Origin of the sequence: Vallitalea longa (assembly GCF_027923465.1) — a bacterium.
Lineage (GTDB): Bacteria > Bacillota > Clostridia > Lachnospirales > Vallitaleaceae > Vallitalea > Vallitalea longa.
On sequence record NZ_BRLB01000001.1, the window covers coordinates 1,267,866 to 1,291,477 of the forward strand.

The window sequence follows — 23,612 nt, forward strand, 5'->3', positions numbered from 1 at the left end:
GTTATTCCTCCTCTATTAAATTTATTACTTTTAAATTATCTTCTATAAAATGTGCAAATTGAATATCAGCCCTAGTAATATATCCCGTATTTACATTCTTATATACTGTAACTAAAGTATTAGGGGTATCATTGTGAATTAATGTGAATTCTCCAAAATCATAAACCTGACGTTCTCCATTTAACAATCCTTCTGCATTTTTCCAATCCCAAGATGGATGAACTAATCCGTAAGGTCTACTAAAAATACCTTCAAAGGCGCCTGTAGGATAATCAGTTATGATATCTCTAAACCAAGAATACTCAAAAGCTATAGTAAGATTGGTAGATATATCATTTTCATAATTTCCATTTAATAAGCTAACACTATTATCTTTTATTTGTATACCATAGAATAATTCATCCATAGTTATATCGTAATAATTTTGAATACGTAACTTGTCTAAAAGATCTCTATCTGCCATACGTTTAGTAACCGCAATAGCTTGTTCACGCGTTATATTATCTAACGGACTAAATTTTCCTTGAGTTACAACAAAACCCCAGTTATCTTTAATAGGCTCTTTAGTTCCATTAAATAAATTACAATGATAAGCTAACTCAACGCCTAGTTTTGCCCAATCACTACATGTTTCAATATCTGATAAATTTTCTTCTGCTGCTATAGTGTCTGGAGACACTTCTGTTTGTGCATAATTGAAAAACATACATGCTGCCTGTTCTCTAGTTATTAAATCATCAGGTGCAAAATTATTATTTCCAACACCTTGAATAATTCCTAGAGTATTCGCCATCTTTACATACTTATTATCTGTATCATCAAATTTAACATCTGTAGTTACATAGTCAAAATAATTATCTACAGTCAACACTTGGAATTTCCAAGGTTTTCTAGCAAATTCAGACATGTAATCATCATTATATTTATTAACTTTAGCTATAATAGCAGTGACCATTAGTTCCGTAAACTCTTCTCTAGTAATATCATCTTGATAATTATTTTGTAAATGTTCAGGTACTAACCCTTCTTCAATACTTTCTTTAATAATATCTTTAGCCCAATCACTGGGCTCATCACTCGCGGCTAAAACATTAACATTAAAACTTACCATAAAAATAAATACCATACATAAATTAATTAATTTTTTCATAAAAATTCCTCCTTCGATATATAAACTACTTAATAAATATAAGTAATTAACTTTACTTTCATATATTGCTTAACTCCATAAATCCTGTGCTTTTAATGCATCTGCAGGATTATATTTTTTGCATTTTTGTAACAAATAATCTTTTCATTTACTGTTTACTGCTAAATCAATAGCACTGTTTAAATCTCCAGCAATCATTTTTAATCTATCAGCATATACATGTTTGCTTTTAACTGTTTTTTGTTTATAAAAATCTTATAATCTATGTAATCCTCTTTGTACATACTCTATACTACCATTCCCAATTTGATATTAACCAATTAACTTTTTATATCTACCCATATAGAACTTGGAACAAATATAAAACTAAAATTCACGTCAGGAAATGTATCAATATATTCAGCTTCTATTTGATCTTGCATACTCTTTGTACAATCTTTATCATAATCATTAGGTACCTTAACGGCTTGCTGCTCTAACCCAACTCTAAAACATGTAGTTTCTATAATTCCTCCACCTTTAAGGTTAGCCGTACCTCCAGCAGGTAACGAGCCTCCTTTACCTGTAATACCCGCATTAATAACAATCGTGTTAAAACTTGTAAAAATTAAAATTATTATAAGCATACACGATATAATAACTTTCTTCATAGATTATTCCTCCTCTATCAAATATATTCTATAAGTGTCATCTTCAGTGATATATCTAAAGTAAATATCAGCTCGGGTAGTATACCCTATATTTACATTCTTATACACTGTAACTAAAGTATCTGGTGTATCGTTATGAATTAGTGTAAATACTCCAAAATCATAAACTTGACGTTCTCCGTTCAATATTCCTTCTGCATTTTTCCAATCCCAAGAAGGGTGGACTAATCCGTAAGGTCTGCTAAAAATACTTTCAAAGGCACCTGTAGGATAATCAGTTATAATATCTCTAAACCAAGAATACTCAAAAGCTACAGTAAGATCAGGGGATATATCGTTTTCATAATCTCCGTTTAATAAGCTAACACTATTATCTTTTATTTGTATACCATAGAATAATTCATCCATAGTTATATCATAATAATTTTGAATACGCAATTTATCTAGAAGATCCCTATCTGCCATACGTTTAGTAACTACAATAGCTTGTTCACGCGTTATGTTTTCTAAAGGGCTAAAGGCACCTTTAGTTACAACAGAACCCCATTCACCTCTAACAGGTTCTTTTGTTCCATTAAATAAAGACACACTATAAGCTAATTTAACACCTAGCCTAGCCCAGTCGCTACACGTTTCAATATCTGATAAATCGTATTCTGCAGGTTTACGGCTTGCAGATACTTTTGTCTGTGCGTAATTAAAAAACATGCATGCTGCTTGCTCTCTTGTTATTAAATCATCAGGTGCAAATTTATTATCTCCAACACCTTGAATGATTCCTAAAGTATTAGCCATTTTAACATAATTATTATCTGTATCGGTAAACTGAACATCTGTAGTTACATAGTCAAAATAGTTATCTACAGTTAGTGTTTGAAATTTCCAAGCTTTTCTTGTATACTCATCCATATAATCATCATTATATTTATTGACTTTAGCTATAATAGCAGTTACCATTAGTTCCGTAAACTCTTCTCTAGTAATATCATCTTGATAATTATTTTGTAAATGTTCAGGTACTAAACCTTCTTCAATACTTTCTTTAATAATATCTTTAGCCCAATCACTAGGCTCAATAATTTCTGATGCCAATACGTTAGATGTCACACTTACCATAAAAATAAATACCATACATAAATTAATTAACTTTTTCATAAAATAACTCCTCCTTGGATGTATGGTAGTGTAAAATATTACACTACACTGTTTGTTTTAATTCTTTATTTATAAGGGTTTCACAGTTTTTTTGCAATAAAATAACAATGACCCCCTATTTTCAGTTATAATTGAAGTTCCAACACACCAAATATTTCTGAAAGGATGTCATTGCTATGCCTTCAATTATAACTTATTTACTTGATATAATTCAATACCAAAATCAACAAATTTCTTGGTTACTTCTTTTTATCTCCAAATTTATTCCTCTTAAGCAATGGGCTTTTGATGATGCTCATTCACCTAAGTATCAGAAATTCAAGACAGATAAACTACCTATTATTAAACGCTTTGTTAAACAAGATTGGCAGTTTTTGACTGAATATTATCTCCTTCGTTATGGTAAACCTTTAAAACCTGTTAGGACTCAAAAAGGTAAAATCCGTAATGTTCCTAACGATACTATTTGCCCTTTATGTGGTGCTCCACACCAATATATTTACGATAATAATGGTGGTAAAGGCCAATTTAAGTGTAAAGTTTGCCAAAAAACGTTTGTTTCGGGTGAACAAGTTTCTTCTCCTCTTGTTCTTAAATGTCCTTATTGCAATCATTCTCTTGTTGCAAAAAAGGATAGGAAACATTTTACTATACATAAGTGTATTAATAATAAGTGCTCTTACTATATATCCAATGTGCGTAAATTACCTAATGACGTAAAACATTCTGATCGCTATAAGTATAAACTGCGCTATATCTACCGTGAATTCTCTGTAGATTTTTTTGCTATGGATTTGGATTCTCTTCCTAAAAATGCTTCTTCTTTTAAATTCCGTAGTAAAAGTGCTCATATCATGGGACTTTGTTTGTCTTGCTACAATGCCATGATTACGACGGGATAGGTCTATCTGTTCTTGAGTTCTTCACCGTCGGCAACCTTTTTAAGCATTGTTTAATGGTGCTGTCAAGGGTGGCGTAAGTTACCAAGAGCCATTTTTGTTACCCCTTTTTTCTTTTAAGTCTTACTTGTTTTTTTGTTTTTGTTTTTCATAGGCTACTTTACACTACCTCGATATATAACCTACTTAATAAATATAAGTAATTAACTTTACTTTCATATATTGCTTAACTCCATAAATCCTGTGCTTTTAATGCATCTGTAGGATTAAGCACCCATTAAGTAGAATACTTTAACCGAGCTTTTAAATGTATGCCAAATTAATTAATAAAATCTTTTTTCAAATGGAATACCTGTCCAGATTCATATATAGTTATCTCATTTGGCTCAAATTCCGTTTTCTTAAATATATATAAATTCCATGATTTATTATCTAGGGTTAAATCTTTTTTCATCTTTCTATCATAATCTTTTAGATATCTATCAACTTCTTCTATATCTTCATCCATATATACTGTATTGCCATCATCAAAATCTAATCTTAAATTATCAATTTGTATAGTTTCTTGAGTATCTAATAAATCTTCTACATATAGGTCAATAGCAAAGTAACCTTCAGGTTCAATGTAAGAAATATCATCTAACATATCCATCTCATCATCATCATTAGCTACACTATTAACTGCCTCAGTAAAATCATAACTATTTGTCATTTGAGGTTGAATAAGAGCAGTAAATTGCTCATAATCAGGTGAAATACCAGTATAAATTAATGAAAAACTACCTAATCTATACTCTAAAAATTTTTTTTTCTCTTCTATCCATTTTCTATCAGTCTGCTCAATATATAGTTTTTCTAACACTTTACCAATAATAAAAGCTTTTACAAGATTTTCATTTGACATGTTCTGTTCTGCTTTTGACACCGCTTCTTTAAATTCTGCAATTTTATTCTTAGTCAATTCATCTATTTTATCTAAATCAACATTACTAATGCATACTATTTTCCAATAACTGTCATTATCTATTTTCATAGTCAATGGGAATCTATCTATATCTGTCGTTTCCAAATCACTAAGCGAATATCTTTTTTCTTCTGGCGTTTCTAGAATTATTTCTTTATATTCTCGTTCTCCTAGTTCATTATCTATTACGGTTTTAGCATCTATTGTCACAGTCAAGAAATCATTATTATCAATAACCCATTTTCCAGAGCAACTTATAAGCATCCTATCTATATCATATTCACTAGTACTATATGTGAAATTACCATCATCTCCAAAGGAGAACATTTCAACACTACCATCTCCTATACTATTACTAGCCTGCCACGTACCAAGCAATGTTTCTTTATCTATAATTAAGGAAGCAGAGCAATTAGGGTTGGTTTTATTTTCTTGATGTGTAGAATTAGCTTTTTGATCTTTGACATTATCTTCTTCTTTCGAATTATCCACTTCTTTTAAATCATCTTCTTGCGAATTATCATCTACTTGGTCTTCATTATTTTTCTCTACTTTATTAATTACATTTGAACTAGTATCTTCAACCTCTGTTTTCTTATCTTCTAATTTCGCAGTTGTACCATTACAGCATCCTGTTGATAATATGATGATGCCTATTAACATACATAAAATTTTTTTCATTTTATTTATCCTTTCTGTAAAATTTAATCATGAGTATAGAATTTATATTTTTTGTAATAACTTTTTTTATAAAATTCTAGAAAATATAATCCATTACTGATAGCTTTTACTCCACCTGCTTGGGCTAAATAAACTCCTTTCTCTGCATTATATTCACTACCATCAGGTGTAGGACGTATAACTTGAACATGTCCTGTATCAGGAGATTTATCTATACAAGAAATAGTCATATACCCTTGATTAGCTCTTTTTTGGGCTTCTTCTGGACTTATTTCTTTCCATCCATAATTTTCTCCTTGAGCATCTAACCATATAGCTAATCGGTTAGCATTTAATTCTGTTGCATCAGCATTATAATTAGATTTATTCTGATATAATATATGTTCACCTAAATTACGTCCAATAGCTTTCCCCGTAGCATCTTCTAGATTCCCTATCTCATTAACTTCAACAAATCTAGGTAATTCTACTCCCATTGCTATAGAAACATCCCATGCAAAGATATTACAATATGTATTATCTCTTGGTATATATCTTGGATTAGTCTTAACATTGAATTGATCTATGAGTTTATTATATACTTGTGCTGTTCTTTCACCAGTATCATAAGTATATAATGGCTTAACTGCATTCCATACTGTAGTATCAGTCATATAATAGTTTTGATCAGTTATTATATTAGTTTCTACGTCCACTGATTCTGTATTGATTTTATCTTCACAAGATTTAGTATCAATATTATTATCGTTTTGTTCAGTTACTTTATTATTCTCTTCATCCACAGGTTCTATATTGATTTTATCTTCCCAAGGTTTAGTTTGATATTTCTTAAAAAAACGTTCGTCCCTACTATCACTTTCTGTCCTATATCTATCAAGGTTACTTCCTGAATTATAACCTGCATAAGTTGCTCTTGCTAAATCCTTTTCACCAAGTTGAATCGCCTTATTATACCTGTCATAAGCATATCCTAAACCACAATCTATGTTGTATTTCCAATCATTTTGTATACGTTCTAGATTATCACCCCAATATCTATCATTAAGCTGCATTATTCCCCAATCTTGAGAAGAATTTTTATTTATATTTGCTTCAGGTATATTATCTCCTTTAAATTGAGTCATTCCACTTTCAGTCCATGCTATTGCTAATCCAATATCTTCTGGCAGACCTATCTCATTACACTTATTTTTTATATAGTCTACGATTTCCTTGTAACTAGGATTTCCATATTCTCTTGTACTTTGTTTAACATGTGTTTTTTCCCCTATGTTATTGATTTCAGAAGTCTTTTCTTCATTAAACAAATATCCCCACGTGGTTTCTCCAACTTTTCCTGCATATTGTCCAAAATTCCATAATCCTTTCTCATCTTTGAATTTATTGACTACTTCCAAAGTTTCATAATTAAAGTATCCATCTTCTTTTAAAGGCTTTCCTTCTGAATCTGTGTAACCTAATACATTTAATCTCTGTTGTAGAACCTTGACATAATAATTATATTCATTGTTATTATTAATTGATAATATTCCATCTAATTCTGGTATTGAAGTCTCTTGTTTATGTTCATATTTATTATTTATAACTTCTCCACTTTTATCAAAAAAATCAGATATATGCTTTATACTGGATTTCAAAAAGGATCTTATGGATCTTAGTACTTTAGATATTGTATCAATAATATTCCAACTATCACCTTCATCTTTTTTATCATTTACAGATATTTCTGCTTGATGATCTATTTCATTAAAAGACTGAACTAATCTTTGTTCAGCTTCTTCATATGATTCTACTGCATTGTTAACGAATGCTGATGATCTAGTTATAGATTCGGCTAGGTTATTTAATTCTTTATATATAGCATTAAAATTTTCTCCTATGTCTTGTCTACATCTTATATCCATATCTAAGCTATGCCTTATACTCGATAATTTATTTCCAATCCCACTTATTTTAATTGACATATCATCTATTTTAGGAACTATATCAACTAGCTCTTTCATACTAATACTTATATCGTTCATAAATATTCCCCCTAAATATTTTATCAAATATTGTTGTTTTTTTCTATGTTTAGTTATAATATTCGGTATATAACATCATATTATTGCTTTAATATATCATTATATACTTCCCATAATGTTACAAAACTTTTATCAAGTCTATTATATAACTTAATTAAACTACTTCTGTGATAGTTATTATTATTAACATCATTATCTTTTACATCTATAGGTTTGTTAACGTGTTCACAAGATTCTATAGCTTCCTTAACATAATTTTTAACACTATATACATATTTTTCTAATACTAGTATCTCTTTACTAATCTTATCTATTTCATTTTTATCAATATTATCTAACCATTTGTTATCCTCACTTAGTGAACATTTTTTGTAATAAATAATTTTAGATAACACTTCTAGCTTAATTAATTTTTGTTCAACCTCTTCAGTATGTATTGTTGTACTAGACATTAATTAATCCTCCTTATCTTCTATAAATAATTGTTGATATCGTTAATATAATTAATAAGTTGATTAATACCCTTAATCATAATATATTTTTATATCATATGATTTATGGAATGAAAAACATTTATTTTATATTTTTAATGATTGATATATTTATATAAAACTCCTATTACTAAATCTTATAGCAATAGGAGTTTCTAATATATATATTATAGTAAGTAATTGTTTAATTGATTAATAGTAAAATTATAGTTAATTTTAGTTTTTATTTGATTCAACTCATATATCTAACTGAATCAGAATCATAAGCATTAATAAGAATAATTGTCTTCATAAATCTATTCTTTCATTTGTTCTTAACTAATAAAAGTGATAATCTTTTATATACCAAATATATATATATCTTCCAGCTCTTTTTTCTCATAAGAAAAGTTAAAGTTTAAACTTAATAAATTATATATTGCTGTAATTTCCATTAAACTTCTGCTATAATTGTATAGCGCAACAAAACCTCTACTTAATTTAGCGTTCTCAACAAGATTTTTTCCATGAAATTTTACATTGCATTTGTTTTCATTAATAATTAAACATACCTTATCCTTCTCTTCGCTAGTTAATGAATAATTATCTTCTGTCAAATTTTCTTTTAATAATACTATACCCTCTTTAATTTTCTCTTCATTAACTAATTTACGTATAGTTCTAGCTATTTTAATATCTCCTCCATCAGATTCATATAATCTTTTACATAAAACAATGGTTAAAACAATTACATCATCTTTTTTATTAGTTCTTACTCCAGTTCTTGTTATATCCTTATGGATTTCACAAACTTCATAATCATTCTCATATATCTTAATTTCAATATAATCTTCTGGATAGAAGTTAGAATTTCCATAACAGATCATAATTCTATCATTTACCTTTCTTATGTCATATTCAGGTTTATTTAAAATTTCTCTTAATTCATTAATCAATTAAAATTTCACCTCTTTCTACCAGATCTGTAATATCTTCTAATATTCCAGCATCCTCTAGTTCTTTAATTGTATATTTTGTTCCATCTGGTTTATATTTAACAAATTGGTCTGCACCTCCATCACTTCCAAACCATGGCGCTGCCTTGCCCGATGTCATTTTATAATCTTCAGTTAGTTGATAGTAATGGATTGAAGCATTTTCGCTATGTGGTGCTAATGCTCTTGATTCAAAAGAATCCGTTGCACTTCCTAAAAATTCACCAGTATTTTCGCCATATCTTTTAAAAACTTTACCTTCTTTTATTATAGAATCACCTTTTGTACCTGCTTTAAATCCATCATCAACAGGCCAATGGATCTTACCTGTAGCTTGATCATAGAATAATGGATCATCATATACTTTTTTATATTTTAGATATAATTCATCAGTTGGAGTATAGTCCCACTTATCAATTCTTAATCGATCTACTTTTTTTATTGAATCTACTCCACCGTCAATCATCTCATCCAATAACTTGATCTTCTCATCTGGTAAGTCATCAATATCTATTTTATATATGATTCCTTCTGGTGTCACTACCTCGTAACAATTTTTTATACGAGTAATATCTCTAATTAGATCAGGCAGATCATCTAGTTTGGCAGATATGATTTTATTGATTTTCTTTGTTGTTTCAATTACACCTTTTATTGCTTTTTTGAATCCGCCGTTCTTGACGAATTTAACTATATCTACTGCCGACTTACCACCTTCAAGTGCAGATAGTAGAGCTTCACCAATTAGACTTCCTATTATAATTCCTTTTTCATAAGGTTCCGCCTCATCATATGATATCTTCCATTGTTCTATAGCTTGGGTAATCATTGTCCATAATGCTTCTCTATACTCACTATTAACCACAGCTTTCCCCATAAATTCTGCAAATACTTTAACCTGTGCTGGATCTTGTATAAAACTATATATACCTTCTACCGTATCATAGACTGTTTTTAGCGGTGCTATTGAAAGTCCAAATAATAGTCCAACACCAAATTCTTCCTTCTGTTCTGCTTTACTTGAACCATAAGTTAGTCTGGCCCAGCTGTTAAAACTAGTTCTCTTAACTTGTTCTAGATCATTTAAGTAATTAACTTCATTTAATGCATCTAGAGGAAAATAATATTTTATGTAATATTCGTATGCATCTGAACTTTCGTATTTATTTTCATTAGTTATCATGCCTATTTCATTATCTTGAAGTGGAAGAGGTGGTATATTTTCGAAATATTCTTTAGGTAATAGATTAACGACAAATTCAAGAGTGCTGTAATCATTCTCTGCCATATCTACCCAATGCAAGAGTGTTTTTAGCTTATATTCGCCTGGTAGTGCATCATAAGTGAATCTTAAATAATTTCCTGGATGGTATTCTCTATATCCATATAGGAATTTATATACTGCTTCATCTAAATTCCCATCAATATCGCAGTTATAATTACCATTTTCATCTTTCAGGTCAACTTTATAGCCTTCATAGTTCTTCAGAACATTTTCAAGTGATTTCTTAAGGTCAACTATATCTTTCCCCTTAATATCATCTTTAATTTTACCTTGATATATTCCTTCTTCTAATATTAATCCATTAAAGACTTTAAAATCTACATCTTCATCATATTTATATCTAGATTTATTATAACTTAAATCGGTATGTTTGACAGTATTATTAACAACCTTTTTATTTGAGAAAAATTTGCTTAGATTTTCAATAGTAGTAAAAAGCCCTCCAATAATTCCAAAGAGCCCTATTTTAGATAAAAATCTCACTCCTTTTAGAAAAGGATTATCATGTTGATTTGATTTTTCTGTAATCTTAGGCTGAGTTACATTATTAAGACTACATGCAAGACATTCTATTTCTTTCTCTGCGTATTCATAATCATCTTTTGTATTCTTAAGAAAATCACTCAATCTATATAAATCATTAGATATTTCACCTAATTTGTTTTCAATGTTTGTCATTTTGCTATCAATACCATTTCGATATTTTATATCCCTATCTAAAGAATATTTTATATTACGAAATGAATCTTCTATTTCTGTAATTCTATCTAAACATCTTTTAAGTTGGTATTGATCATTATGAAGTTCACCAGTTCTTATTGATATATTACCCAAAAGCAATCACCTCATCAACGCCTCTGGAATAAAACAGGATAATTCATGTTGCAGAATCAGAGATGTATTTATATCTTATTTTTTCCATGTTCTGATTATAATATTTTTCCCATCTTCTATAACTCCTTTAGTTACTTTTGACATTGTAATTTGTTCTTTTTTTGGTAATAGACATGGTTTAATGTTTTTGATCATATTAAAATCGATAATCTTTTGCACTTTTATTATTGAATATGAAGAACTTAACTTATTTAAGTAATCACCGCATTCTAAATGGTACAACCTTACAATTTCTTCTTCAGATTTACTATATTCCTCACATGCATATGAAAGCACATCACTATAATTACCAGTTCTTTCAGCTAGTATATTAAGGTTATTATCTACTTCCCTTATTAAACTACTGATATCATCTCTACCTAGAATCTCATTGTCAAGATTATTATGAATAGACTCATAGGTAAATATTATTAAGTTGATTTTTCTCTTAATATCATTGATTCTGTCTGCTAATATGCTCATATATTGTAATTGTGCACTTATCTGCAACCATGTCACCACCTTAAATTTGAACAAAATAGAGGACTGCCGAATAGTCCACTAATTTAGCTAGATAACGGGTGAGGGTGTAAAGATATATGAATAAATTCTTTACAGCTAAATTATTATTAGGCAGCCCTTGTAAACATTTTATTAAGAAATACCCTGTTGAATTTTTGTTTCTGCTGCAACATAATCTTCAGCAGCTTTTATTAAGAATTGTTTATAAGAATCTACTACTCGATAATAATTATTAAATTCTGTATAAAGACTATTGAATTTTTCAACAAACTCTCTTGCAGCATCACTTTTCCATTCCCGGTCTAAACCATTTATTAAATCTCTAATTTGTTTCATAGTTTCTTTAAAATCTTCATTTATATTATTTACAACAGTTGCTTTTTCAGTTAATAATCTAGTTGTAACTTGAAAATTACTATCCATATATATTCATCCTTTCTATTATTAAAATTTACACACCTAACCTATTTGCATTATCAAAAACATTGTTTTCTGTTTCTTGATAGATATTTGCAGCTTTATTTAAAAATAAACAATAACTATTAAGAACCTCAGCTAATTTATCAAATTTAGGTTTGAAATCATGTATTTGCTCAGCAAATTTCTTATTTCCTTTACCTTTCCATTGAGTTTCTAATTCATCTACTTCAGAAATCAATTTTGCATATAATTCTTCATAATAATCTACTTTTTTAGATATAGTTCCTGACTGTGTTCTTAATGTGGATGGTGTTACAGTAATTGACCTTGACATATAATATAACCTCCTATTGTTTTTGCATAATTTTTTAAGAAGAACGATGTTCATCTAACCATTCATGATATCTTTCTAACCGCCTATCATCCTCTGCTCTTATATCAACTGCAGCATTAAAAATTTTATCTGCTAATTGATCCATTTTTGTGGCTGTAGACTTGATGCTATCTTCTAGTATCTCACCTTGACTAATAAATTGTTTTGATGCTTCCCCCTTCCATATATACACAATATCATTAATAACATTGTTTAAATCTCTTGATTCACCAGTTAAATCACTAGACAATCGTCTTATTTTTCTTACTTTTCTCATTGCATCTGAATAATTAATTCTTTTAACAGGTCGGTTCATCTTTACCTCCCTTTTTTCATTACTAACTTATCAATATATTGATTTGCTTTATTGTGTTTCTTACAAATAATATGATATAGAATATTTTATCTTTTTTCAACAAATCCTGACGAACGACACGTTTCATTGGATGAAATGCATTAAAAAGTAATAATAGCTAAAAAATAAGGCTCTGTTTTGTGAGTATCGCACAATGGTTTTTTGTCGAATTTTGTCTCCTCTATCCCTAATAATTTTTATCATATACCCTATAAATTATAAAAATATCATCTGATAAAAAAATATATTAAACTACAATAATAAAAATCTTGAATTAGAATATATAATTAATTACATAATCCTAATTCAAGATTTAAAACTCTATCTACATTCTTTAATAATATTCATGGATAATAAAATGTGATAAATAGTTAGTTTTACGAAGTCCGATCCTTCAGGAGTAAGGCGAAGTAAAACTAACTATTTATCACTAAGGTAATTCCCGTGAGTCCACTCAATAAAGTATAATTTATTATTATTCTGTAATCTATGTTAATCCCCTATTATCTCATATTAACTCTAAATCTATACCAATAATAATTTACTACCATCTTTTATCCCTGCTTCTTCTATAGATACATTCAATTTAATTTCTTCACCTTTCTCTATATAACACAACATCAACTCATCACTATCAAAACTCAACCCTTGAGCATTAGCTATGATTCCTACCATTAACTGCTTGGCCACATTCACCTTCATGACAACTGGCAATAAAAACTCGAACTTATCATTAATAGCTGGAACTATAACCTCTACATTAATCTTATCCATTACATAACCCCCTTCTATTTATAGATAGATTTTTTTGATTTCATCAATATATCCATATATCTGATTATCTATATCCTTAATGTCACTTACACTTACAGTTATATTATCGTTTTCAGAAGTAATATCACTAGTCTTCCATAAGTATTTTTGTCCTCCCAAAATATAGAATGTGGATACATCTTTTATATCTTGGTTACTGACATTTGCAATAAAAGATATAATATACTTTTTCTTATTTCTATATGCTCCATAGAAATCTATCGCTGCTTCTTTGGTACATCCTAATGATACAATTTTATTAATAGCTTCCTCTTTTGACATATCAATCTGCTCAGTTATCTGTTGGAATTCATCAAAAGCAACTTCAAAGGAGATCTCTGTGGATTCATAATCCCCCTTGATAAGATAACATTCCTTTAGATTGTCTATCATCTTATCCATATCTTTCATTGGTGTAAGAGCATATGTATTTTTCATCAATCTATCTTGGTCAAGTTCCACTGAATGGTCGATAGAAATGTAATAACATCTGTTAAATGTTTTTTCCCCTAATCCTTTTCCGTTACATTTCATGAATAACCGTGGATTACAACAATGATGAATCATTTCAAAAAGATCATCATCAATTGTTATGCTTCCATCTATATCTATTTCTAGGTAGTTCTTGTTTTCTAGCTGACCTTTTATTTTGTTCCATTCTTCTTGTAGCTCTTCTTGACTTAACTTATATGTATCATCTTCAACTCCATATATATTCTCTGCACCAGTCAGTGCTGCCAAAAAAACAAATTCCCGCAATGTAAGTACAAAACCTGCCTCACCTAATTTGGGCATTGATCTTCCTCCTAACTATTCTATATTCAATTTCTCTTTTAACATACTCTTATATGTACGTGATATATCTATTTTCCCACCATTCTTCATTTCAAGGACCATATCATTGAAAGATACCCTTTTAATATTATCCACATTCACCAGATAACTTCTATGGCAACGTACAAATTGATCATCAAGTCTCTTGACCAATTCTGATAAACTATCATAATAACCTATTCTCTGATTAAGAGTATGTATATATACTTTTTTTTGAAAAGCTTCAAAGTACAATATACGTTTATATTCTATATGATATATAATCGATCCTATATTTACATGAAATATATCCTCGCTCTCCCCCTGTAGATTCAGATAATCTCTGTAAATATCCCCCATTAGAATCTGTAGATCATCTATTTTAATAGGTTTCTTAAAAAATCCTGATGGTCTTATAAGCCCTGTCATTACATTATATACAGAGTCTGTACGCATAGTATTAAATACAATATATGCATTTCTATCCTTCTGTCTTATCTTCTTAGCCAATTTTATACCTATTAGATGATTATCTTCATAATCAACATCAATAATATAGATTGAAATGCCTTCGTCTACTTCCAAGTAATCCATTACTTGTTTCAATTTGGTGGTTAGTAATGTTATTTTCATGTTATACCCAGTATTATCTATTATCTTTTGTATTTGTTTCTTCACTTTCTCCATATATGAAGTTGAGCTATCACACAAAACAACTTTCACCACTTAATTCACCTCCATCATAACTGAGGTGTCTTTATGGTTACATAATTACTTCTGTTTATTAAATATCCAAGTCCAGGGTTCAGTGATACACTTCTTTTTCTATAATCCATCTGTACATCATATACGTTTTGAGAATCAAATTTACCTCCAAGAAGAATACCATTCATACCCTTGAAAACATTACCATATAATGGAGTTGATCTATGCATTAATAAAGTACTGGTATCTGCTGTAAATACAAAACATACTTCGAGTCCCACACCATTTTTTGTGATATTCTCTAGTAAACTTTTTGCATTTTTTGATATCATTTCTAAAAAATTGTCATAATCCTCGATTAGTACGAAAATCCTTTGATATTTCTTCATATACTCATATTCTTTTATTTCTTCATTATCTTCTTCTCTGAACTGTTTCAGGTCTTTTAACCTTATCTTCATTTCTTCAACTAAACCTTCTATGAAACTGTCGAATGCTTCAACACTATTGACATATCCATCAACTTGATATTTAGATGACATCTTTTGAAGACTTTTACCATTTTCCACTACATATACTTTCCAATCCATGTTACTAGCAATGATTCTCAACATGACTTTCAGTAAATTAGTTTTACCTGTCATCTCATAACCCAATATAGTATATGAACATATACCAGTGAAATCTATGGCCACAATTTCAGCTTCATCAACATCATAACCTATAGGTAGCATATTGTTTTCTATTAATTCTTTTGAATCCATTTGGTCTAGTAGAAGGTCTACATCCAATTTTTCAGGAACAAAAGGTATAGGTTTAGCCTTATTACCTTTCCATTTTTCATTCATTACCTTGAATAGGTCTCTTAGTTTCTGCACCCTTTCAGCTTCGTTGACGGATTTACATGCTAATGCAGTCTGGAATTCAAGAGGTATCTCCATTTTACAAAGTCCACGGCCTTTTACCTGTTCAGGTACAAGTCCTCCAGTCTGCCCTACTAAGTTGACATAATCATATTTATCATTAAGTTGCAATGCAACCATTAATTTAATGCTTTGAGCTATCTTGAATTTTACAGAGTTAGTATTGCTAGCTGTTATAACCATATCAATACCATAATTTCCACCTTCACGTGAAAATGTTGTTATAATATACTCATAATCTGGATATAGTTCATTAAAAGCTTCATAGTTATCTATTATTACAATCATTGCTGGTATTTTCTTTTTAGAAGCTTCCATATATGCTTTTAAGGTTCCTACCCCGTACTCAGAGAACTTTTTCTTCCTGCTATCTAATTCTTTTTTAAGTAATTTGAAGAGTTTATCCAGCTTATCTGATTCCTCAGAGAAGATAACCCCTCCTGTATGTGGTAGGTATTGATAATATCCCATTGTCCTTCCACCAAAATCCAATAGATATAGATTAACTAAATCTGGTGAATAAGATGTTACAAGAGAATATATCATTGTCTGTAAGAATGTAGTTTTTCCAGTTCCAGGTGCTCCTACTAATAGAATATGTCCCATATTACCTATATCAAGTTTCAATGGTAATTGTCTTTGATTAGCTGGATCATCTATCAATCCTATTGAAGGATACAACCAATGGTCTACTTCTTGCCATTCTTCTCCAGTCCATCCAATATCTCTATCTTCTACATCTTGAATGAAAACTTCTTCCTCTAAAGGATCAAGCCATAATTTTAACGGTTCGATTCCTTCCTCATCTGCTAGTTCAGATATATAATCAACCACAGCCGTTAGCTGAGTCGTAGAGCTCTTGACCGCTTTTGGCTTACATGACACTGTTTGTATCGCTCTTCCACAACCGTCAATAAGAGATATTTGATTATCTGCATCATTCTCTATTTTATCTGTTGGAATATATGCTCCACCACTCCATCCAGACTGAACCAACTCGAATATTTCATTATTGCCAACTTGTACATAACATCGACCTGGTTCTCTGATGTTAGCCGCTTCAGGTCTCTTTAACATTTCATTACTGTCAGATTTGTCAAGTACTTTCAGACATATTCTGAACCTAGTATTACTCCATATTTGATCATCAACTACACCTGATGGTTTCTGTGTTGCAAGAATCAAATGTACCCCAAGGCTTCGTCCTATTCTGGCTGCACTAACCAATTCCTGCATGAATTCTGGCTGCCCTGCTTTCAACTCAGCAAACTCATCAGATATGATTACTAAATGTGGTAATGGTTCATTGGCTTTTCCTTCTTTATACATCTGTTGATATTTATCAATATGGTTGACTCCATGCTCTGCAAAGATTCTTTGTCTTCTCTTTAATTCACTCTGTAATGATACCAATGAACGTCGTATCTGGTTTCCACCAAGGTTAGTTATTGTTCCCGAAATATGTGGAAGACCTATGAAGCAGTTAGCCATGCCTCCACCTTTATAATCAATAAGTATGAATGCAACATCATGTGGATGATAATTGACTGCCATTGATAATATATATGATTGAATGAATTCACTTTTACCTGATCCTGTCATACCAGCTATCAGACCATGTGGACCATGATGCTTTTCATGAATGTTCAATAGAAATTGTGATCCTCCTGCTTTGACACCTAATGGTGCTTCTAGAGTTCTATAAGAAAGATTGTTTTTCCATCTACTCTTTATGGAAAGTTTCTCAATCCTTCCGATCTTGTACATCTCTAAGAAAGTAAGCATAGAAGTCAATGAAGCAGAAGATGCTATTTCTTTTATCTTAATTCCAGCAAGAGCTCTCGAATATGAATCCAAATCTTTTCCTATAACAGAATCCGGTGTGAATCTAATCAATCCACTTTCAGGTTTATCTCTGTTATATAGACTACTCTCAGTTTCATCACATTGTACAAAAGCTTTACATTCTTTTGGAAGAAGATTCAATTTCTCATATATGAATATTGTTGAAACACCTAACTGTTTATTAGGATTAGTGAGATATTTCATGACTAGCTCGTCTTCAACTAATTCAGGATCAGCAATATACACTAAGAAATGTGGCAAATGCATTACTTTATCTTTATCTTGACTTTCATCCCTATCACTTAACAACTCTTTTAAGCATAAGAACACATCTCTTACTTCATCCCTTGATGAGGCTACGAATCGCAATGCTTTTTCAGGTGCCCATACATGAGGAAGCTGTTTAACCCATTCCCATTTCTCAGATTCTTTTTGATTATATACACATACTATCTTGACTTCATCATAACTATGTAATGAACTGATATGTACAATAGATGCCATAGCTGTATCAACAGTAATTTCTCTTCTTCCAATAATCCCGAGCATGTTGCTCTTCATCATGGAAAAGGTTATAGGCATATTGGATACCCCATCAAAATTTTTTCCTATATCTTTTAACTCTCCCATAAGATTATCATCATTCATGGTAAAACCTTCTTTAGGCTTTTGAATGTTTATAAGAGATGGCATCGTTCCTATACCTAATCTAATATCTAGAAAATCCCTATTGGAAGGCATTCGTTCCCAGAGTCTTCTATCTCTGTTCATTGCTCTGTTTATTAAAATTGTTGGTTCTGGATATGTCACAAGTAACACTTTTTTGTTATAGGCTATCTTTTCTTCCAACCTAGAGTACTCATTCTGCATATATTGCCTATAACGCTTGATCCGCTTTTTTTCTTCTTTTTTCTTCATCCTTTTTCTATATCTTTTATTAAGTACAGGCCATAAAACAGCGCCTAAAAGCATTGAACCTGTCATAGCTATACCTGGTATAACCATAAATGGATTGTTTCTGCTTGAATATATAGTAAATAATAGGCTAACCATCATAGCCATACCCATTGTCAAAGCAGGTCCTATAGATAAAATAAGCGGCTGTTCTTTTTCATCGGGAGGTGCTGGTGGAGAATCTATATTTATTACACCTTCCTCTAGTTTTTTAATGATTCTGGGTGAACGTTGAAAATACATATCCTCTTTTTTTGTTCTTTTCTTGTTTTTTACCGGTTCATTTTCCCTTGGTTTGATTGGAATATAAGGTGATAAATCGCAGTTTTTTAGATATATAGAGCTATTAATGGCAAGAGATCTGCCAAGGTAAAACATCTTAAGCCCCATGATGTGTATAAAATCACCATAATTCAAGACTGTAGATGAAACCATTTTACCATTAACACATAAGCATTTATCTTTTTTAACACTTATTGTAGCTCTACCTTTTTCGAGACTAATAACAGCATGATTTTCCTTCATGTCAAATCCATCATAGTAGATAGAATTATTATCTGAATTGCCGATTTGAATTTGCTTTTCTTCCTCAATACTATATTTTTTGAAACTTAATTCGCAATTAGTTTCCATATCAACATATATTGTTGCTATTTCTTCGCTGTCAGTGAAGGAAACATTAATTTTATCTCCTACATCTATCTTTTTTTTGGACACAACAGTATATTCGTTAGGAGCCAAAAACCATTCTCCATTAAATAAAACTACAGGAAGTACCTCAGACAACATCATGTTGCATAACTGAATTTCATTAGAAAGTACATACTCTCTTACTGTTTCATTATAATAAACATATAATACCATTTCTTTCATAGAAGTAATTTCCCTCCAAAATATAGAATATACTCATATATTCTTTAAATTGTGGCACATGAAAATAATATAACGCATAATCAAAATAGTTATATTAACTAATGTCACTCATATTCATACACTCTTAAGTGTCACTTCTATGATTCTACTAAAATAAGAAATTGATAGATTGATATCCTTTTGGAATTTACTTACTTATGTAAAAAATGTCTCTAAAAAAATAGTGGTCGTAATAATCATTCATCTTACCAGATTATTAAAAAAGCCCTTCACATTAGCCAAAACAGGGCTATTTGTTACAATTAAGATGATTATTATTAGAAGAATTGCAATAAATAGAATAAACATCATATACTTGAGAAATTCTTCCTTTTCATTGATTTTAATTTCTACTCTTTTCAAAAGAATAGGTTTATGTTGTAGTTTTTCTTTTTTTTTTAATAATGACAGTATTCCTTCATCTTGGTCTTTGGTTCTAGGAATTACGTAACTAAGTATCTGTTCATATACATCATCAGTCTTGTCATCATCATCAAAAGGCTGTGGATTATATGCGGCTTGATAACAACTCAAAGGTTCTATATTGGATTTTATAAATTCAATCATACTGTCATTACAAAAACTAAACAGATATTTATTGGAATTAATCTTTTTTTCACTCTTAAGGAACTTATCGAGTTCATCTAATTCCCAATCTTTACCTCCACATACTATAATTCTCTCTTGAGCTCTCTTGAATTCAGTAACATCACATATATCATAAGAACCCATGTCAAGAACTACATAATCATAATCTCCTAAGATCAGATCTGATACTTGAAGTGCTGGATCATAAGGATAAAAATCAATACCTACAAGAGAAAATAGTCCTTGTTTCACTTCAACATTAGAATAAGAATTCTTGATTGATTCAAAAGTATCGCTTTGCTGCATCTCAACAACTGCTACTCCGTTTTTATTTCTAAGAAGAAAATTAGCAATAGATATTGCTGTATGAGTAGTACCAATTCTGGGTAAAATACCAGCTACAGCAATTACTACCGTTCCAACTATCTTATCCCTCTCAACAGTAATGATATCTTCTTTTTTCTTACCAAATCTGCCTGCACCAGTATTGACAAATTCTTTTTCCTGTTTGCTCCTGCTAACTGCTTCTCTATCCCATTTTGTCGCTTTCGCATAAGTCAAAGGATTCTCGTATACCTCTAGCAAAGGAGTCAATACATGACTATTGTCGTTATCTTGTTGTCCAATAATATCATAAACACCCATTGATATAAGGTCATTAATAATTGCGTTACCAGAAAATCTATATGGTGCGATAATTATTATTCTCACATTCTCCTGATTGTCTTGAATGTTTCTCACGAACTGAGGTATTTTCCTGTAGTCTTCTACACAAGATATGTCTAATATCAACAAGTCGATTTCAATATTATTAATTATCTCTCTTTCTTCCATGATATCAATATCTCTATCAATCTTTTTAAGAATAATTTCTTTATTCATCTGACTAACTGCGTTATCAATATCTTCTAAATATTTCGGGCTTGAAATAACTGCAACCAAACTTTTTACACCCCCTTTATTAATCTAATATTTGATAAAATCCCTTATCAAATGTCATAACATATCTAATATCAGAAAAATTTCTGTTATCATATAATTTTTTCTCATTTAATGAAATTATCTTATCATAATTTAGTATTTTTGTAAACCAAATTAATTAATACTAAATCAAATTATGTAATTATATATATATTCAAGTAAATTACATATATTAATTATATAAATAATAAAATAATAATTCAACATAAATTGACATTTATATATACTATAAGAGAAATGGTTGAATGTCTATATAAATATTCAACCTAATGACAATACAAAGGAGTGTAAAGACATGTTACAGAATGAATTTAATGAAAACAGGAAGAAAAATCTTAAGAAATTGGAGGACATTCTCAGAGAAGAAGAAAAAAATGAAAAGAATCAGAAAAGAAGATATTACAGACATAATATCTCCTATGAACATCTTGAAGAAAAACACTTTTACTACAAAAGCAATACAACCAATGCAAATGATATTATTGATTCTTTGTTAGAATTTCAGGAAACCCTAGAAAACAAGGACTTATATCAATCATTCAGAAAATTAAAGCCTAAAGACATAGAAATCATAAAAATGAGATATGTTGACCAATTGAGTTTTAAAGAAATTGCTGAACAATTAGACATGAAAGAGGATACTGTAGGAAAAAGGCACAGAAGAGCAATAGATAAGTTAAGAAAAGGTATATTAAAGCCAAAAAAATAGAAATATAAAAATAATTTATTATTTTTGTCCGATTTTGTCTATTTTTACGGCTATATTATAAGGGATATTTTACCCTTTATAAGCTATGGTCAATTTTATGTACATTGAAAACTGCATATTTACGGTACTTTTAGGTACTTTACTCTTTTGATTGAGCAACTAAAGTAAAACGCCAGGACGAAATTTCAATATTTCCGAGCGATAATTTTGACTTTAAATTTCTTTTTGGTCAAAGAAATTGCCATGACTCCAAAAGAGGTATAATGATACTTCTGCCCAGTCTTAACTCATCGTATAGAGGGTAGCCCGCTCTGTAGAGGGGGAGGCATAGACCTATGATGTCTCTTAACCAGAGGCAGCCTAGAAATCCGAAATATCGTAATATTTTTATTTAATCCTTGAGGGGGATATAAATATGATTTATAAAAACGTAGATATACAAGAAACAATTGACCTGATTAATAATCATGGTAAAAGAGTAGGTATCTTAGCATTTGATTTATCAAAACAATTAGATTTACCTGATAAATATTGGTTTCTAAACTATATAGCAGGAAGATGGCATGATTTTGGAAAAATTGCAATCCCCTTTTATATTCTTAATAAGCCTACAAGATTAAGTATTCATGAGTGTGAAATAATGAAAAAACATCCAACATACTCCTATGCTTTACTTAATCTGTGTGGATTTGGAATGTATGTAAAAAAAGCTATATTGTATCACCATGAAGACTACTGCGGCACAGGCTATCCTTATGGTCTAGCAAAAGAAAATATACCCTTATCTTCTAGAATCCTTAGAATATGTGACATATATGATGCCTTAACGGAAGATAGGGTATATAGAGATAAATTAAGCTATCATATGGCTTTATCCATAATGGATAAGGATTGTAACAACGGCAAACTCGATTATCATATCTATTCCGTATTTAAGACTATGATGAGATCACGAACTGTTAATACATATAGCCAAATATACAGAACAGGGAGTTGGTAATTATTGAAAGCTAAGCGATTACTCATACTATTTTGTTTCATACTGATATTGTCCAGTTGTAAATACTCAAAAGAAGAAGATACCTTACCTGTAATTATCATGAAAGAAGCCAAAAATGATGAAGAACATTATATACTCTACACTGATGGGGAAAATATAATACTGAAAAATATTAACGAAGATTCAGAAACAGTAGTAAAGAAATGCTTAGAATCAATAAAACAAGTTCTTGTATTACCTGAAATCGATATTAACAGTGACCTACCTGATCCTGAAGATATGACTGTGTATAAAGAAATAACACCCTACACTTATGAAATGTCATTAGAATCTTCAGCAAAACATATACTTGCCCTAAAAAAAGATGGCTGGTCGATTATTGCTGAATATGCAAATTATCTATATAGAGATATCTATATGCAAAAGGATAAAAGGTATATGAGAATCATAGTTCTAGAAAATAAAATCAAAATATTTGATAATATCGGAGGTGGAGTACCAAGCCCATGGTTATATATAAACGAAAAATAATAAGTCTAATTAATATTAGAAA

At 30.1% G+C, this 23,612-nt stretch carries 20 protein-coding genes and 1 pseudogene; 4 read left to right on the forward strand and 17 right to left on the reverse strand.

Translation table 11 applies throughout. The features are described 5' to 3' along the window. Position 1 precedes the first annotated feature (1 nt). From QMG30_RS05505 to QMG30_RS05515, 3 genes are all read right to left on the reverse strand, one after another. Positions 2–1,150: an S-layer homology domain-containing protein gene (locus tag QMG30_RS05505; RefSeq protein WP_281813072.1), complete on the reverse strand. Its 1,149-nt coding sequence runs from the start codon at positions 1,148–1,150 to the stop codon at positions 2–4. 320 nt (positions 1,151–1,470) lie between these two features. Further along, positions 1,471–1,800 carry a hypothetical protein gene (locus QMG30_RS05510; protein ID WP_281813073.1) on the reverse strand — a complete coding sequence of 110 codons (330 nt, stop codon included), beginning with the start codon at positions 1,798–1,800 and terminating at the stop codon, positions 1,471–1,473. 3 nt (positions 1,801–1,803) lie between these two features. Beyond that, a complete protein-coding gene (locus QMG30_RS05515; RefSeq protein ID WP_281813075.1) occupies positions 1,804–2,955 on the reverse strand; it encodes an S-layer homology domain-containing protein in 1,152 nt (383 codons plus the stop codon). Positions 2,956–3,131: 176 nt separating this feature from the next. Here QMG30_RS05515 and QMG30_RS05520 point away from each other — a divergent pair. Beyond that, positions 3,132–3,833 (forward strand): annotated as a pseudogene (locus QMG30_RS05520) (transposase); the annotation flags it as partial. 340 nt (positions 3,834–4,173) lie between these two features. Here QMG30_RS05520 and QMG30_RS05525 read toward each other — a convergent pair. The 14 genes from QMG30_RS05525 to QMG30_RS05590 form a co-directional block, all read right to left on the reverse strand. Continuing rightward, positions 4,174–5,499: a hypothetical protein gene (locus QMG30_RS05525; RefSeq protein WP_281813078.1), complete on the reverse strand. Its 1,326-nt coding sequence runs from the start codon at positions 5,497–5,499 to the stop codon at positions 4,174–4,176. 23 nt (positions 5,500–5,522) lie between these two features. After that, a complete protein-coding gene (locus QMG30_RS05530) occupies positions 5,523–7,523 on the reverse strand; it encodes a hypothetical protein (RefSeq protein ID WP_281813081.1) in 2,001 nt (666 codons plus the stop codon). 80 nt (positions 7,524–7,603) lie between these two features. Then, positions 7,604–7,975 (reverse strand): hypothetical protein, encoded by a 372-nt coding sequence (locus QMG30_RS05535; RefSeq protein WP_281813084.1) that lies wholly within the window; start codon positions 7,973–7,975, stop codon positions 7,604–7,606. Between the two features lie 377 nt (positions 7,976–8,352). Further along, positions 8,353–8,949, reverse strand: coding sequence for a hypothetical protein (locus QMG30_RS05540; RefSeq protein ID WP_281813086.1), 597 nt, complete (start codon positions 8,947–8,949; stop codon positions 8,353–8,355). Beyond that, complete coding sequence (locus QMG30_RS05545) at positions 8,942–11,107, reverse strand: TNT domain-containing protein (protein ID WP_281813089.1); 2,166 nt, start codon at positions 11,105–11,107, stop codon at positions 8,942–8,944. Before QMG30_RS05545 ends, QMG30_RS05540 begins: the two co-directional genes overlap by 8 nt. Positions 11,108–11,182: 75 nt before the next feature. Beyond that, entirely contained in the window at positions 11,183–11,656 is a 474-nt protein-coding gene (locus QMG30_RS05550; protein WP_281813092.1) for a hypothetical protein, read from the reverse strand. A gap of 144 nt (positions 11,657–11,800) precedes the next feature. Then, positions 11,801–12,091, reverse strand: a complete 291-nt coding sequence (locus QMG30_RS05555) for a WXG100 family type VII secretion target (protein ID WP_281813094.1) — start codon at positions 12,089–12,091, stop codon at positions 11,801–11,803. Positions 12,092–12,119: 28 nt separating this feature from the next. Then, on the reverse strand, positions 12,120–12,422 hold the full coding sequence (locus tag QMG30_RS05560; protein WP_281813096.1) for a WXG100 family type VII secretion target: 303 nt from the start codon (positions 12,420–12,422) through the stop codon (positions 12,120–12,122). 34 nt (positions 12,423–12,456) lie between these two features. Next, entirely contained in the window at positions 12,457–12,777 is a 321-nt protein-coding gene (locus tag QMG30_RS05565; protein ID WP_281813098.1) for a WXG100 family type VII secretion target, read from the reverse strand. A gap of 564 nt (positions 12,778–13,341) precedes the next feature. Then, entirely contained in the window at positions 13,342–13,590 is a 249-nt protein-coding gene (locus tag QMG30_RS05570) for a hypothetical protein (RefSeq protein ID WP_281813100.1), read from the reverse strand. Between the two features lie 18 nt (positions 13,591–13,608). Next, the gene (locus QMG30_RS05575) at positions 13,609–14,424 is read right to left on the reverse strand and encodes a hypothetical protein (protein WP_281813102.1); all 816 of its coding nucleotides are present in this window, start codon (positions 14,422–14,424) and stop codon (positions 13,609–13,611) included. 15 nt (positions 14,425–14,439) lie between these two features. Continuing rightward, complete coding sequence (locus QMG30_RS05580) at positions 14,440–15,168, reverse strand: LytR/AlgR family response regulator transcription factor (protein ID WP_281813103.1); 729 nt, start codon at positions 15,166–15,168, stop codon at positions 14,440–14,442. Between the two features lie 14 nt (positions 15,169–15,182). Beyond that, positions 15,183–19,742: a type VII secretion protein EssC gene (essC, locus tag QMG30_RS05585; RefSeq protein ID WP_281813105.1), complete on the reverse strand. Its 4,560-nt coding sequence runs from the start codon at positions 19,740–19,742 to the stop codon at positions 15,183–15,185. Positions 19,743–19,982: 240 nt separating this feature from the next. Beyond that, positions 19,983–21,311, reverse strand: coding sequence for a hypothetical protein (locus tag QMG30_RS05590; RefSeq protein WP_281813107.1), 1,329 nt, complete (start codon positions 21,309–21,311; stop codon positions 19,983–19,985). Positions 21,312–21,645: 334 nt separating this feature from the next. Here QMG30_RS05590 and QMG30_RS05595 point away from each other — a divergent pair, with 334 nt between their 5' ends. The 3 genes from QMG30_RS05595 (at position 21,646) to QMG30_RS05605 (ending at position 23,590) form a co-directional block, all read left to right on the forward strand. Then, positions 21,646–22,059 carry a sigma-70 family RNA polymerase sigma factor gene (locus QMG30_RS05595; protein WP_281813109.1) on the forward strand — a complete coding sequence of 138 codons (414 nt, stop codon included), beginning with the start codon at positions 21,646–21,648 and terminating at the stop codon, positions 22,057–22,059. Positions 22,060–22,474: 415 nt separating this feature from the next. Then, complete coding sequence (locus tag QMG30_RS05600) at positions 22,475–23,059, forward strand: HD-GYP domain-containing protein (protein ID WP_281813111.1); 585 nt, start codon at positions 22,475–22,477, stop codon at positions 23,057–23,059. A gap of 3 nt (positions 23,060–23,062) precedes the next feature. Next, on the forward strand, positions 23,063–23,590 hold the full coding sequence (locus tag QMG30_RS05605; RefSeq protein WP_281813113.1) for a hypothetical protein: 528 nt from the start codon (positions 23,063–23,065) through the stop codon (positions 23,588–23,590). The last annotated feature ends 22 nt before the right edge of the window (positions 23,591–23,612 follow it).